Here is a 14,839-nt window from a genome sequence, read left to right as displayed (position 1 = left end):
TTTCCCCGCAAGTTTGGATTTATTCTTATTTTTTAAACCTAATATTTAATTATATCTGTTTATGCAGTTGAATTCAATCTTCATATTTTTTCAAATTATTTAATATTTGAGTGAATAGACTAATTATTCCTATATAGTTATATCTATTCTTTAAAAACCAAATTTATTCTCTGCACTAACAACCCCCATATTATAATTTCTATTAATTACATATTATTCAATTTTTATGTAAATATCAACTACTTTTACAGAAAATTAACATATAATTATAAAACATTATAACCCATTAAAATGTCGTTAACAATACATTATTTAAAGTCATATACTAAAGTATAACTCTAAGGAGATGATAAAGTGATTAAAGTAGAGATTAATAATGTATCCATGAATTACCACTCTCAAGCTGCAGAAACTCCCGCATTAAATGATATCTCATTTAATGTTCAAGAAAGTCATTTTTTAACTATTGTAGGTCCTTCTGGGTGTGGTAAATCCACCCTGTTAAATATAGTAGCAGGTTTAACCTCCCCATCACATGGAAAAATAGTGATCAATGGCAATAATGATAACTCAAGCTTTTCAAAAATTGGATATATGTTTCAAAAGGATCAATTATTTGATTGGTTAAATATATGGGACAATGTACTTTTAGGCCTTAAAATTAACCACTGTATTACTGATAAAAATATAGATATGGTAAAAAATCTTTTAATAAGCTACAATCTCTGGGAATTTCGAAATCATCATCCCAGGGAATTGTCCGGTGGAATGCGCCAAAGAGTTGCTCTAATTAGGACTTTAGCACTAAACCCTGAAGTACTTCTTTTAGATGAGCCTTTTTCCGCACTAGACTATCAAACTAGATTAAACATTAGTGACGAAGTTTATGAAATTATAAAAAAGGAAAAAAAGACTACTATAATGGTAACTCATGATATTTCAGAAGCTATTTCTATGTCAGATGAAATTATTATTCTTTCAAGTAGACCTGCTATAGTTATTAAAAATATGGCCCTTAATTTTGAAAAAGCTTTTTCATGCCCACTTAAGCGTAGAGAAGCTCCAAATTTTAGAGTTTATTTCAATGAAATTTGGAAGGAGTTGAATAGTAATGCAGATTCAAAGCGATGAGCACAAAAATTATATAAAAAATGTAAAAACAAAGAAATACTGTGTTATTTTTACAAGACTCGTAATACTAATTGTTTTTTTTAGTTTGTGGGAAATAGCTGGCAGACTTTCCTGGATTGATCCTTTTTTAACAAGCACCCCATCAAGAATGTATAAGTCGTTTATACAACTATATGCAGAGGGCACATTACTGTCTCATATATTCATAACCTGTTTTGAGACTATAGTAGGTTTTGTATTAGGAACAATCTTAGGTGCACTCATTGCAATTCTATTATGGTGGTCAGATTTTATTTCAAAAGTGCTAGATCCGTACTTAATAGTTTTAAACGCACTACCTAAAGTGGCTCTTGCACCTATTATTATATTTTGGGTAGGTAACGGGATAAAGGCGATAATAGTAATTGCTCTTTTAATATCAATAGTTGTAACTATAATAAGCATACTAAGTGGCTTTAGAGAAGTTGATGAGGATAAAATTAAGCTTTTAAAAACCTTCGGAGCTTCTAAATTACAAATACTAATTAACCTAATTATTCCTGCATCTATCCCAAATCTTATTTCAGCATTGAAAATCAATGTAGGGCTGTCCTGGGTAGGGGTTATAATGGGAGAATTCCTAGTAGCCAAGAACGGTTTAGGATTTTTGATAATTTTCGGCGGACAAATCTCTCAGCTAGATATGGTAATGATGAGTATAGTAATACTTTCGATTTTAGCTTACCTAATGTATGAAATAGTTGCATTTTTAGAAAGAAAAATAGTAAATAAAAATAGTTAATTTTTTAGATTAAGTGAATATATTTATAATCCTTGGGTAGTATTTATATGTAATATTAAATACTAAATAGTAATATCATTATTTAGGAACCAATTTTTTTACTCTTCGGAGAACTGTAAGGAGGAAAATAATGGACTACTTTCAAAAAGCTAACGACATATACAATACTAAGGATTATAATAGAGCAATTGCACTATATAAAAAAGCTGCAGAAATGAAAGATAATGAGGCTGGGTCACTTTATAATACTGCAGTATGCTTTATTCACTTAAAGGAATACGAAAAAGCAATACCTATATTTCATGATGCTATAGCCATAAGACGGGAAAGCAAATACTTTTTTAATTTAGCTTATTGCTATGCTATGTGCCTTAACAAGCCAAAAGCATTATATTACTTCAACACTGCTTGGTCACTAAATAATGAAGATGAAGATTGTGAAAGAGCTATTAATTTATTATTAAAAAGCTATAAAATAACTCCCTAAAAAATTAGGGAGTTATTTTTTACCATTCGCCAGCTATACTGTCTTCCTTATGATCAATAACAAATCTTTTACTATCAAAATAGTTCCCACCAATTAAAAATGTCGGATCTACATTAATCCATTTATTTTCGCCATCTACATAAACTTGATTCCAAGCATGACTAACCCAATTATTCCCATTAAATCCTTGGCCAGTAATAATTCTAACCTTTATATTATTAGCCCTACACATAGCTACAAAAAGACTTGCATAATCAAAGCATATTCCACTTTTAGATTCATAGGTTGGGATAGCTCCAGATTTCACTTTTAAATCATTATTTAATACTCTATTTGCTTTTTCATCATCATAAACTATTTCACTGCCTACCCAATTATAAATAGCCCTTGCTTTTTCTCTCGTTCCACTTTTTCCTTTTACCTGGTTGTTTGCGAATAGATTGATTTCATCATTGGATTTAATTGCTTCCTCTAATGTAATACCATTATAGTAAGTAATAACTCTTTGCTTATTTGCTGCATTAGGCTCCTGAGTATTAGCTTCCTTTACTACAATCTTAAAGGAATTATTAACTATATTGGGAAGTCTTTTTGCTAGTTTTGAGTTAGTAAGTGGTATAACCACTTGTTTAGATATATAATTATATACTTGTGATTCTTCCAAATACTTGTTGTATGTATCAGTTATCTTAAGGAGTGATAAAAAATTCAACATGAAAGTAATAACAATTACATAACATATTGCCTTTGGAATTTGAAATATTGCCCCTACAATTCTTTTAAAATGACCGTTTTTATTCTTTAATCTATCCTCAATGCTATCAAACAAAGGATAAATAGTAACTCGGCTAATAAGGTCGACTACAAGATTTATAATTGTATAAATTATTAATACAACCAGTGGCATCAATAACACATAAATCACTAATGGTTTATCATTAACAAACTCTATAGCTTTTAGTGGTATAGAGTTATATATTTTTTCGAAGGTACCTTCATTATGTTGAATGAAAATTTTTTTAGTGTAATATATTCCTATAAATAATGAGCTCAAAAAAGAGATACTTTGAGACATTCCTTGAACAGTTCCCTTCAAATTTTCAGATGAAAATTTAAATATAAACCCTTTAATTATTGGATATATAAAAAAGAATACTAAAATTAAAGTTATAGGCTCTCTAAACAAACATTTCACCCTCTTTCGTAATTATGCAATTAAATCTTCCCCTGCGGTGCTTAAATATTAACGAATCTAAAAGAAGATTTTATACCTACAACTCATCTACACCATTAATTAAATCTCTTAATACTCTTTTGATTATATCCCATTTAAAACCACGCCTTAAAAGATAATCTCCTAGCTTTTTATATAGCTTAATTTTCTCAGACTCAGACTTAATTAATATGTTGTATCTTTTGCTCGCTAATTCCTTTAATTTATTATAGTTTTCTTCATACGTATCTTCTGTTTCCTCTATTTCTTTAGCTTCCTCACTGTTAATATCTTTAGTTATTTTACCCAAAACCTCATTTACTATTGCATAATCATAACCACTTCGCACTAAATAGTCTGAAGTTTTTTTATAAAGTTTTTGAATATTTTTTTCACTCTTAGATAATGTTGCTATCCTTTTTTCACCTAATTTCAAAGCTGTTTCAAGCTGCTGCTCTAAGGTTATTTTATCCAGACCTTCCTGAATTAATTCTTTTGGAAGTAATTTTTTTAGCAGCGTAAATTTTATTTTATTTTTACCACTGGAATTTATTTTTTCTTTTATAAATAATTCCACAAATCTACTATCATCAATAAATGCATACTCTTTTAAAAATTCAATTACTCTATCTATGGTTTTAACCTCAAATTCTTTTGCTGTTAATTTATCCACCACTTGCCTCGATGATTTAAAGCTTCTTTCCAAAAAATGAAGTGCAACATTTTTCCCCTTAATATAATTGTCTTCATCAATTATATTTTGTAAACTCTCTTTTTCAATGGTTTTGCCTTTTGTTATATTGTGAATATACACAAGCTGCGCATCACAAGCAAAGGCATATTCATCATCCATATAAATGTTAACTCTATGCTTATTTTTCTTTTGAACTTCTATTTTTGTTATAATACTATTCAATACTAACCTCGCTTTTCCGGTAAAAATATATGAATTGTTGGCTTTTGCAATACTTTTTTAGCAACATTATATAGATCTTCGCTTTTAATATTGCTCATGTTATCCATATCCTCAGTAAATTGATATATGTCTTCGTCATCCATAGCCTGATGAATTACATAATTTCCAAGATCCGTAGAATCCTCTAAGGTTGATGCTATAGCAGTTTTCAAGATTTTTTTCATTAAGGCTATGGTATTATCATCAAAAACTATTTTTCTACTTTCAATATTGTTAATAGCTGTATCAATCACTTCTATTGCTTCATCTACATTTTCTTCTGCAACCGAAGTATAAATATATAGCGTCTTAACGTTATTTGAAGTATCTAAATGAGTATAAACATCATAGGACAATCCTCTTTCTTCACGAAGCTCTCTAAATAATATAGAATTAGAACTTTCTCCAAATTTATAATTTAATATTCTAAGTGCTAGTTCCTCATCCTTAGATAATCCATTGAAGGTATACAAATAAAGTATGGTACTTTGCTCAATTTCTTTTTTATATGAAATTTCTTTTACAAATTGGTTGTGTTCATATATTATCTTTTTCTTTTCAAAACTTTTCTTACTCCAATTTCCAAAATACTTTTCTACCATATTTATTATGACCTCATGTTCAAGTGGAGATACAATAGATATAAAACAATTATTAGGTACGTAATATTTATTATAAAAATCAACAAGCTGTTTTCTTGCAACTTTTTTTATTATTTTTTCATTACCAATAGTATCTTCCCTAAGAGGACTGTATTTGAATGCAACTTCATTAACTCTCTTAAAGCTTAAGTCCTCAATATCATCATTAATTGTTCTGATTTCAGCTAGTATAACTCCCCTTTCTTTTTCAATTTCATCTTTTGGAAAAGTTGAACTTAAAATCATATCTCCCATAAGTGTTACTACATTCTCTAATTCTTCATTTAAAATTGTAGCACTATACACTGTACAATTGAAATCCGTATACGCATTATATTCTCCACCTAAATTTTCCAGTTCGCTATTTAGTTTTTCATTAGTTCTGCTAACCGTTCCTTTAAAAAGCATATGCTCTATAAAATGGGCTATCCCCTTTTCATTTTTTTCTTCATAAAGCGAACCTATATTTATTCCAGCATGAACCGCTGAAATTTGACTATCCTTTTTAATAGTAATAAGTTTAATTCCATTACTTAATTGTGTTTGCTTGGTATTAAAAATTTCTTTATTCATTATTTTCTCCTTTACTCAAAAAATAAATATATATAGATTAACTATATCATACTTATAACGATTTTAGACTATTTTCTTATTCAATTTCCTATTACCATTTGTTTGTAATAAATATTTATTATTTCATTGCTATACTTCTCTTAATAGTAAGTCTACTACCATGACTTTAGTAAATCTAGCGACAATATCACTTATAACAATTTAAAACTAGAGTTAATTCCCTATACAATAGTATATTTTCATTTGACTAATACTGAATTATATAGTACAATTAAAATTCGGGTCGAATACGTATAGACAGTTCGTAACCATCCTGTCTCAAAACAAAACTATGGAGGCACAAAAATGAATATTAAATTAAATGAAGGAACTATCTCTGTAAAAATAAGAAGAATTGTTTTTGCAGCAATGGTGGCTGCTATTTATGCAGCTTTAACTCTAAGCTTGTCGTTTTTCAGCTTTGGAGTTGTTCAATATCGTATTGCTGAAGGACTTACTATCCTACCTTACTTTGCATCTTTTTCAATTCCAGGGCTAGTAATAGGTTGTATAGTTTCTAATATCATAAGTCCACTAGGTATTATGGATATGATTTTCGGTTCCCTTGCAACATTTATAGCCGCGATTTCAACTTACTATATTGGTAAAAGCAAACTTAAATTCAAAAGAATACTTGCTCCATTACCGGCTGTAGTAGTTAATGCCATTGTTATAGGCATACTGTTAAAGCTTTTATATTTTAAAGACATGCCCCTTTTACTTTGTATGTTACAAGTTGCATGGGGAGAATTTGTCTGCTGTTATGGAATTGGATTACCTCTTATTTATGTTATTGAAAAGAACTCAATTTTGAGGAATTTTTTTAAATAATTGTAGAAAAGCAATTTAATTTTGCTTTTTTAGTTTAATATTTGTTATTCTGTATATACTTTAATATGAGATGTATTTGATACTTTATAAGAAGAAAGAGGAAAAAAATTAATGAATAAAATTGAAAAATTAAGATTTGATGAACTAGGACTAAATGACTCAGTAATGCAAGCTATAACAGATTTGAAATTTGAATACCCATCTGACATTCAACAGAAAGCTATTCCAGTAGTACTAGAAGGCTTTGATATTATAGGTCAGGCTCAAACAGGAACTGGTAAAACATTAGCCTTTGGAGCACCTATTTTAAGTATGATGGAAAAATCAAACGGAAAAGTTCAAGCAATAATATTATCTCCAACAAGAGAACTTGCTGTGCAAGTTGCAGAAGAACTTCAACGCATTGCAAAGCATGAAAGAATAAAAATATTGCCAATTTATGGTGGCCAATCTATTGATAGACAAATCTCTGCTTTAAAAAGAGGCGTGGATATTGTAGTTGGAACTCCAGGAAGACTTTTAGATCATATTAGAAAAGGTACACTAAAACTTGCAAATGCAAAATTTCTTGTTTTAGATGAAGCTGATGAAATGCTAAACATGGGTTTTATTGAAGATATTGAAAGTATTATAAGTAATTTAAGTGAAGATAGACAGACTTTACTTTTCTCAGCTACTATGCCAAGAGCTATTAAAGTATTGTCAAAGAAATATATGCATCCTGAAACGAAGATTATTGCAATTGAAAAGAAATCACTAACGGTTTCTAAAATCGAGCAATATTATTACGAAGTAAATCCAAAAAATAAATTTGAATCACTTTGCAGAATTCTTGATGTTGATGCTCCCAAGACTGCTATACTATTCTGTAAAACTAAAAAGGGTGTAGATGAGCTAGTAGAAGGATTACAACCTAGAGGTTATACTGTAGAAGGTATGCACGGAGATATGAAACAAAGTCAAAGAATGAACACTCTAAAAAAATTCAAAGATGGTAATTTAAATTTCTTAATTGCAACTGATGTAGCTGCAAGAGGAATTGACGTAGAAGATGTTACTCATGTAATAAACTATGACTTACCACAAGATAGTGAATCATATATACATAGAATAGGAAGAACTGCTAGAGCAGGTAAAGAAGGTACAGCTTACAGTCTTATTACAAGACGAGAAGCTTCTGCTATAAGACAGATTGAACGTGATACTAAAAGTGTAATCACTAAAAAAACTGTTCCTACTATAATAGATGTTTTTGCTGCTAAATCAGAAACTATTCTAGATTCTATAAAATTAGTTTTAGACGAAAATTTATATGAAAACTTCCTTCCACTTGGAAAAAAACTTATAAGTGAATTTGGTGCTGAAGATGTAGCCGCTTCTCTTATAAAAATTATTTTCGATAAAGAAGTTAACTATAACTATGCAGATGATTCTACAACAACGACAAATGATACTGTTAGACTATTCCTTTCTATTGGAAGAATGGATGATGTTATGACTAAAGATATTATATCTTTCTTATGCGAAACAGCTAATATTAATAAAAATGAACTTGGCCGTATCGATATTTTAGATAAATTCTCATTTTTAGATGTACCTTCAAACTTAGTTGATTCTATTTTAAATAATAGTTCTGGTAAGAAGTTAAATAGTAGAAAAGTAAATATTGAGGTTGCTAAATCTAGAAGATAGATTTATTAACTCAAAAGAGAGTCCTTATTAATAAGGGCTCTCTTTATTTTGTTACTTCTTATTCATATTTTTTTAAGTTTAATAATTTTATCCCCCCCCTTAACATACAATATAAAATGGGGTGATAATTATGAATAAATTCAAAAAATTGCTTTATGCATTAATTTTTATCTTGTTAGTTGAGGTATTTCTAATATATATAATGTCTAAATAACCAAATTTCTAATTCTTGTTTTTATTCTACTATATTGGCTTTGTATATTTCTTCAAAGGTGCACAATCTCTGTACAATTCTATTGCTCTTAATATGTCTTGGTGCTATAATCGTATATATTGCTGTGCTATAATCTGGATTTTCCTCTTCATCATCAATAGAGAAATCTATTGTCTTAACTTTTATGCCCATACCGTCAAAATATTGTTCTAATTTTTCCACCATATTTTTCTTGTTTCCATATTGAATTTCTATTTTAAGCACATTAGTGTTTTTAAAAAGTTTAGCTTCAAAAGTCTTAAAAAATACCAATACTATAAAAACACATATAGTTGATAGTATAGTTAAAGTGTAATAACCCAGACCAACTGCAAGTCCTATACATGCCACTGTCCATATACTTGCTGCAGTAGTGAGTCCCTTTACTGACCCCTTTTCATGCATAATAGTCCCTGCGCCTAAAAATCCTACTCCCGTTATAACTTGTGCCCCTAGCCTTCCAATATCTGCTTTTATAGCATTCTGAAGTTCCGGATGCTGCAGTATTATATTGGTTGTATCTTGAATAGAATATAATTGAATCATCGAGGTAATGGCTGCACCTAAACATACTAGAATATGCGTCCTAAAACCAGCTGGTCTATTTTTAGCTTCCCTCTCATATCCAATCAAGCCACCAACTACAACTGCAAGAGCGAGCCTTATTGCTACTTCATATGCTAACATGTATGTACCTCCAACAAATTTTTCATATTCTATTATAATTAATAATAAGCTAATATATGCATGATTACATATACCATATTTCCTCTTTGCTTGTTGAAATACCAACTGCCCCTGCCTTAATACTAGCAATCACGTCTTCTTTGTCTGAAATTAGCCCACCAGTAATTATAGGAATATTTACTTCCGTGCTAATTGTTTTCGTTACCCTTGGCATAATTCCAGGTAATATTTCTACTGCATCAGGTCTTATGGTTTTAATAGAATTTATACCACTCTGTAATGATAATGCATCTAACATAAAAAGCCTCTGTATAGAAAATAACCCCATTTCCTTTGCAGTTCTAATAAGACTACTTTTAGTAGTAATAATTCCATTTGGCACAATAATTTCATTAATATATTTTAGTGCACATACATTTCTTGAAAACCCTTCAATTAGATCCAAATGCACAAATACACTCTTACCACTTGCCTTTACATGATTAACAAGTTCTTGTAAATTGAAAATATCTCCTGTAAGCAAGAAAATAATTTCGCAAGGAGATTTTATAGCTTTTTCTAACTTTTTTAAATTGTTTACTGCTGCAATTACTGGATTTTCTCGGATCCTATCATAAAATTCATTTTCAATAATTCTCACTCCTATTATTATAATTTAAACCATATTTAGTTTTAAAAATTCATAAAACCAACATTTTATATGAATTAATTATATCACACTAAGCTTAATTATTTCAAAAGGGTATGGTTTAAGAAGAAACAATAAATTGGCTGTTTTTTCTGATTTAATTTAAATACTTAAGCTCAATTCCATTTGATTTTAACCAATTTCTGGCAAATTCAGCTATAGAACTATCTTCATACTTATACCAATCTTCAGTTTTATTTTCTTTATCCATTAAAACGTGTTTGAATTTCTTTACGGGATCTTTACTATTTAAAGCCTTTTGTAATTCTTGTTTTAAATCTGAATTATTAACTATATTATTAACATATTTCTTCATTGCACTTATATAAAAATCTTCATCTATAAGAGGTGTACTCAAATATCTGTTAACCTCATCTTCACTAATAAGTATGGCTACCATAACAAATTCTTTAAGCCAAGTATCGAAAGTCTCGTCTTTTAAATTCCCATTTTCTAAGGCTTCACTCACTTCTGTAGGAATATATATAACCTCACCAGTATGTGTGTCTAAAAAACTTTTCCCTAAATTATCATCTTCATGTGAAATTGTTTCTATAAGTGCTTGCATATCAATATCTATTATATTAATTTTTCCCATATTTAAAATTTTTCCTCCCATGCAATAAAGTCACATTGAAATAAATCATAAGTCAGTATTTTAATCTATTACATGTGCCTATCTCTATTTTATCCTAAAACAAAACATTTATAATAATATAGCCAATAAACCTTTACGGTCTATTGGCTATATTAATTATTGGCTATGTTATTTATTCATCAAAAGTTGATTCGTATTCTTCTAATACTCTTTCAAATTCTTCTTCATCTTCTACTGCAATATATTGATCTTTGCCCTCTACTGTTTCTATCTTGTAGACGAAAGCATCCTCTTCCTCTCCTATAGGAGCTAATAAAGCATATTTATTTTCATCTAATTCAATAATTTCAACTAATTCAAAATCAACCTTTTCTCCATCTTCGTCCATCATTGATATAATTTTATTTTCTTCCATAAACATTCTCCTTTCAAACTTAATAATAATATTATACCTTTAATCAAGCTACTATGTCTATATAAAAACATAGATTTTAAGTATATTTTAAACTTAGGTATTTTTATAGTGTACTAATAATTTTATTTAAAATGAATAATTTTTTCTTATTGACCATATCCATATATTCCTCTTATAGAAACCTCCCCTGAAACAATATGTTCTATCATTCCTTGTGCATTTTCTATAACTAATTCACCAGTATCACTTATATCTATTGCTTTAACTGTTGTTATTTTTCCTCTATTAATTAATTGGATTTCTTTTCCTATAAGTATGGAGTTTTTCCTACAAATACCTATAGTTTCTTTTATATTTCCATTTCGCACAAAAGCGCTATATAATTCTTCAAAACTGTTTAATACATTAGCAATTAAAATCTTCCTATCAATATGTTTTCCACTCTCTGCGAAAAGTGAAGTGGCAACGTCTTTTAGATCCATTGGTATATCTTTTTCATCCAAGTTCACATTAATACCAATCCCCATAATTAGGTAATTAATATGATCTATCTCTCCGCTCATTTCTGTTAATATTCCACAAACTTTTCTACTATTAAGCACTATATCATTAGGCCACTTAATACTTGTTTTAATACCCATTTTCATAATAGCCTTTTGAACAGCTGCTGCTCCAAGTAATGTTATTTGAGATATGTTTTCTGTAATTATATTGGGCCTAAGTATTATTGACATCCATATGCCCTTATATTTAGGAGATACCCAATTTCGGCCCAGCCTCCCACGTCCTTGGGTTTGTTCTTCACTTAGTATAACCGTGCCATGCTGCTCTCCACCCTCTGCTAATTCTTTGGCTTTTGAATTAGTTGAGCCTATAGAATCGCAGTATATCAAATTTTTACCTATGTACTCTGTACTTAGATAGTCTTTAATTTCCTCAAAGGTAAGTATATCTGGTGAGGATATTATTCTATAGCCTTTTCTTGAAATTGCTTCAACTTCATAGCCATCCTCTTTGATTATATTTATGTATTTCCATATGGCAGTACGACTAACCCCTAGTTCTTCACTAATCCTTTGACCTGATACAAACTCATTTCCACTTTCCTTAAGTAACTTAAGAACTTTTCCTTTCATATGATCTCAACACCCTCTTTTGTTTTATCAAGCTCTGAAAAAGATAGTCTGTATATTATATATATATCTATAATTGTCTATAATCTTCTTTCTTATACTTATACTCGCCTTTTAGTGCAAAATCAATGTCTCTTAATAACAAATTCTTATCTTGTGGCAATGTTCCCGAAAGCGAAATGTAATTTGAAGCATGATTACTTCTAAAAATACAATTAGTAACTTCTACCTTTTCTATGAATTCTCTTATCTCATACATTATTTGCTTAGGAGTTAATATATGAAAAATAGACTTCTGTACCTCTTCATACATGGGGGTTCCGCACTCTAACATTAATGTTAAAAACCCTACATAATCTGGGTCTATAGCACTTATAAGTTTAGCAGATTCTATTGCATGCTCACTTGTTTTTGACCTACCTCCTATACCTGAAATAAGAGTTGTAGATAACTTTATCCCACTTTCTTTAACCTTTCGTCCTGCCATAAGCATCTCACCTGCAGTTACTCCCTTATTTATGCACTTTAATATTTCATTGCTTCCAGATTCCACCCCTAGATACACAATGCCAATACCTAAATTTTTTAGCTCCCTAAGTTCCTCTATTGATTTTCTTAAAATATCTTTAGGAGTAGCATATATTCCCACTCGCTCGCATTGAGGAAATAATTCTCTAACTTTTAACAATACAGATTTCAATTTACTAGTTTCAAGCACTAGCGCATCTCCATCTGCAAGAAATACCTTTTTAACTATCCCATAGGTTAATTTAGCAGATTCTAAATCTTCCAAAATATCTTTTAAATCACGTATCCTAAACTTCTTTTCTTTATACATCCCACAAAAGCTACACCCATTATGCGAACAACCAATAGTAACTTGTACTATAAGACTCTTCGCCTCACTAGGTGGTCTATATACTACCCCTTCATATCTCACCCTAATCATCCTCTCCATCTATCTAACCCCCTCATGACCGCAGGCCATGAGTTCTTTTGTACTCTCCCTGAATAACTTTCCTTGAATACCCTATAATTATACCATATGTCTTTATAGAAATTTAGGACTTTAAGGATACCTCTTAGTAGCCTTTTGAAATTTTTGAAATTTGAGTTTTATTATTAAAAGTATATATTATGTAAAATGCATTTGAACAAGTTTAGTAATTCACAATTTATTTTATTCTCAGCTGCGTAAGGAAAAATGTATGTTTGAGCATAGCGAGTTTACATTTTTTAGCAGCTGAGAATAAAATAAATTATAGAATTACTTAACGACGTGAATGCATTTGTAATAATATATACTTTTATTTAATAACTCATTTCAACCGCGATAACTCCTCTTCACATTTTCTAATGAAGGATTTAATATTTTCCTTCTCTTCTTTGATTTTACTCTCACTAAGCTTAGCCCTCCCCAGTCTATCACACTGTGACAACATGGCGATTTCTTTGATAGAAATTTCCTTTGACATACTTTTAACATCCCCAAAAGGTAGATTTTTCATTACAAAGAGAGTTTGCATATGCCACCTAACTAAAGATGTAACCTGCTTAATAAATTTCTCGTCCTCTGTAAATATCTCAAGAAATTTTCTGCAAAGCTCTGCACCCACGGTGTCATGATTATAAGATGTTATTTTGCCCTTACGAATTTTTGTAGTAGGTGCTTTCCCTAAATCATGTAATAATGCACCCCACATAAATGCTCTGGGATTTTCACTTAATCCTTTTACCTTTGCTGCATTATCTACCACCAGCATTGTATGAATCCATACATTTCCTTCCGGATGATGTTCTGGAGATTGCCCAGTGTCTACTAATGAGCTTAATAATGTATATGGATATTCATTAAAGATACTCTCATCATTTATTATTTTATTGAAATATGTAGAAGGCTTCTCATCTTCCATTAGATGATTTTCAAATTGTTCAAACATTTTCATCATATCTTAATTCCCCTCTTTTTATTATTAATATTTATGTGTTTATGTATTCTTCTATTATTATATTATAACAAAAATAGCAGGTGTTTATTATCATATTTAGATAATAAACACCTGCTTCTTTTGTTTTGATATAATTCTATTCGTTATTCTGACTTAACTCCACCATACTCACTTTTTTTAGTTTGATAAACACTTTCATTAATTGCACTTTCTTCAACAGATTGAATTATTTGATTTTTAGAATGTTGATTTTGCGTCTTTGTGTCTTTTTTAATATAATCACGCAGATTTTCTTTATTAGCCTCTTCACGATTCTTCATATAAAAACCTCCTATCAATTTTTATTGAGCTTGGTGCTCATTATACTTGTCTAACACTTTTTTGAACTCAGCTCCAACGCCTATGGATGAGTATTCTGTTTCACCATTCTTTACAACTGACCTGTAAGCATAAGCCTCATCTGAGTCCTTAGGCCCGACTATAACATATTCATTTCCATCCATTTTAATAGCATCAATCAATTCCAAATCTACTTTCTTTCCATATTCATTTACTACGGTTATTATTTCATTAGTTATCATATTCATTCCTCCTTTAAACTTAGGCACAGTCAAATAAATAAAAAATTTGTAAGGAATATCTATTTATTTTCATATACCTTATTAGGTTGTGCCTAAGTTAAGGTTTTATACCAAATCTTTATTATAACTCAGTACAAATTTTTTTATCACTAAAACACTCCCGCCAAACATTAAGTCTAAGGGAGAATTAAA

17 protein-coding genes are annotated in these 14,839 nt (G+C 29.8%); 5 read left to right on the top strand and 12 right to left on the bottom strand.

The features are described 5' to 3' along the window. Positions 1-384: 384 nt before the first annotated feature. The 3 genes from KPL51_RS09890 to KPL51_RS09880 all read left to right on the top strand — a co-directional run bounded on the left by KPL51_RS09890 (position 385) and on the right by KPL51_RS09880 (position 2,399). The gene (locus KPL51_RS09890) at positions 385-1,131 is read left to right on the top strand and encodes an ABC transporter ATP-binding protein (protein WP_244998059.1); all 747 of its coding nucleotides are present in this window, start codon (positions 385-387) and stop codon (positions 1,129-1,131) included. Next, a complete protein-coding gene (locus KPL51_RS09885) occupies positions 1,112-1,912 on the top strand; it encodes an ABC transporter permease (RefSeq protein WP_216160310.1) in 801 nt (266 codons plus the stop codon). The genes KPL51_RS09890 and KPL51_RS09885 overlap by 20 nt, the downstream gene beginning before the upstream one ends. 130 nt (positions 1,913-2,042) lie before the next feature. After that, positions 2,043-2,399 carry a tetratricopeptide repeat protein gene (locus KPL51_RS09880; RefSeq protein ID WP_216160307.1) on the top strand — a complete coding sequence of 119 codons (357 nt, stop codon included), beginning with the start codon at positions 2,043-2,045 and terminating at the stop codon, positions 2,397-2,399. 19 nt (positions 2,400-2,418) lie between these two features. Here the strand turns inward: KPL51_RS09880 and KPL51_RS09875 are convergent, their stop codons facing one another. From KPL51_RS09875 to KPL51_RS09865, 3 genes are all read right to left on the bottom strand, one after another. Next, positions 2,419-3,585: a transglutaminase-like domain-containing protein gene (locus tag KPL51_RS09875; RefSeq protein WP_216160304.1), complete on the bottom strand. Its 1,167-nt coding sequence runs from the start codon at positions 3,583-3,585 to the stop codon at positions 2,419-2,421. An 85-nt stretch (positions 3,586-3,670) separates the two neighbouring features. Continuing rightward, positions 3,671-4,528, bottom strand: coding sequence for a recombination regulator RecX (gene recX / locus KPL51_RS09870; RefSeq protein WP_224854057.1), 858 nt, complete (start codon positions 4,526-4,528; stop codon positions 3,671-3,673). A 2-nt stretch (positions 4,529-4,530) separates the two neighbouring features. Next, on the bottom strand, positions 4,531-5,781 hold the full coding sequence (locus tag KPL51_RS09865) for a M16 family metallopeptidase (protein ID WP_224854054.1): 1,251 nt from the start codon (positions 5,779-5,781) through the stop codon (positions 4,531-4,533). Positions 5,782-6,126: 345 nt separating this feature from the next. Here KPL51_RS09865 and KPL51_RS09860 point away from each other — a divergent pair, with 345 nt between their 5' ends. Together KPL51_RS09860 and KPL51_RS09855 are read left to right on the top strand one after the other, a co-directional pair. Continuing rightward, the gene (locus tag KPL51_RS09860; protein ID WP_216160301.1) at positions 6,127-6,651 is read left to right on the top strand and encodes a QueT transporter family protein; all 525 of its coding nucleotides are present in this window, start codon (positions 6,127-6,129) and stop codon (positions 6,649-6,651) included. A 120-nt stretch (positions 6,652-6,771) separates the two neighbouring features. Further along, positions 6,772-8,343, top strand: a complete 1,572-nt coding sequence (locus KPL51_RS09855; RefSeq protein ID WP_216160515.1) for a DEAD/DEAH box helicase — start codon at positions 6,772-6,774, stop codon at positions 8,341-8,343. Between the two features lie 235 nt (positions 8,344-8,578). On the opposite strand, the gene KPL51_RS09850 is transcribed toward KPL51_RS09855, so the two are convergent. The 9 genes from KPL51_RS09850 to KPL51_RS09810 form a co-directional block, all read right to left on the bottom strand. Next, the gene (locus KPL51_RS09850) at positions 8,579-9,283 is read right to left on the bottom strand and encodes an MgtC/SapB family protein (RefSeq protein ID WP_216160296.1); all 705 of its coding nucleotides are present in this window, start codon (positions 9,281-9,283) and stop codon (positions 8,579-8,581) included. Positions 9,284-9,347: 64 nt separating this feature from the next. After that, the gene (locus KPL51_RS09845) at positions 9,348-9,923 is read right to left on the bottom strand and encodes a glycerol-3-phosphate responsive antiterminator (protein WP_224854050.1); all 576 of its coding nucleotides are present in this window, start codon (positions 9,921-9,923) and stop codon (positions 9,348-9,350) included. A gap of 145 nt (positions 9,924-10,068) precedes the next feature. After that, on the bottom strand, positions 10,069-10,569 hold the full coding sequence (locus KPL51_RS09840) for a UPF0158 family protein (RefSeq protein WP_216160295.1): 501 nt from the start codon (positions 10,567-10,569) through the stop codon (positions 10,069-10,071). A 172-nt stretch (positions 10,570-10,741) separates the two neighbouring features. Further along, the gene (locus tag KPL51_RS09835) at positions 10,742-10,984 is read right to left on the bottom strand and encodes a DUF1292 domain-containing protein (RefSeq protein ID WP_224854047.1); all 243 of its coding nucleotides are present in this window, start codon (positions 10,982-10,984) and stop codon (positions 10,742-10,744) included. Between the two features lie 146 nt (positions 10,985-11,130). After that, positions 11,131-12,120: a biotin--[acetyl-CoA-carboxylase] ligase gene (locus KPL51_RS09830; RefSeq protein WP_216160289.1), complete on the bottom strand. Its 990-nt coding sequence runs from the start codon at positions 12,118-12,120 to the stop codon at positions 11,131-11,133. A 67-nt stretch (positions 12,121-12,187) separates the two neighbouring features. Continuing rightward, positions 12,188-13,057 carry a radical SAM protein gene (locus tag KPL51_RS09825; RefSeq protein WP_216160510.1) on the bottom strand — a complete coding sequence of 290 codons (870 nt, stop codon included), beginning with the start codon at positions 13,055-13,057 and terminating at the stop codon, positions 12,188-12,190. A gap of 379 nt (positions 13,058-13,436) precedes the next feature. Next, entirely contained in the window at positions 13,437-14,063 is a 627-nt protein-coding gene (locus tag KPL51_RS09820; RefSeq protein WP_216160507.1) for an HD domain-containing protein, read from the bottom strand. A gap of 146 nt (positions 14,064-14,209) precedes the next feature. Beyond that, positions 14,210-14,386: a hypothetical protein gene (locus KPL51_RS09815; RefSeq protein ID WP_216160286.1), complete on the bottom strand. Its 177-nt coding sequence runs from the start codon at positions 14,384-14,386 to the stop codon at positions 14,210-14,212. Positions 14,387-14,407: 21 nt separating this feature from the next. Then, a complete protein-coding gene (locus KPL51_RS09810; RefSeq protein WP_216160504.1) occupies positions 14,408-14,647 on the bottom strand; it encodes a DUF1292 domain-containing protein in 240 nt (79 codons plus the stop codon). Positions 14,648-14,839 lie beyond the last annotated feature (192 nt).

Source organism: Clostridium bowmanii (genome assembly GCF_018861315.1).
In the GTDB taxonomy this organism is placed as follows: domain Bacteria; phylum Bacillota; class Clostridia; order Clostridiales; family Clostridiaceae; genus Clostridium_AD; species Clostridium_AD bowmanii.
The sequence above is the reverse complement of the archived record's forward strand: the minus strand, read 5'-3'. Positions and strand labels throughout refer to the sequence as shown.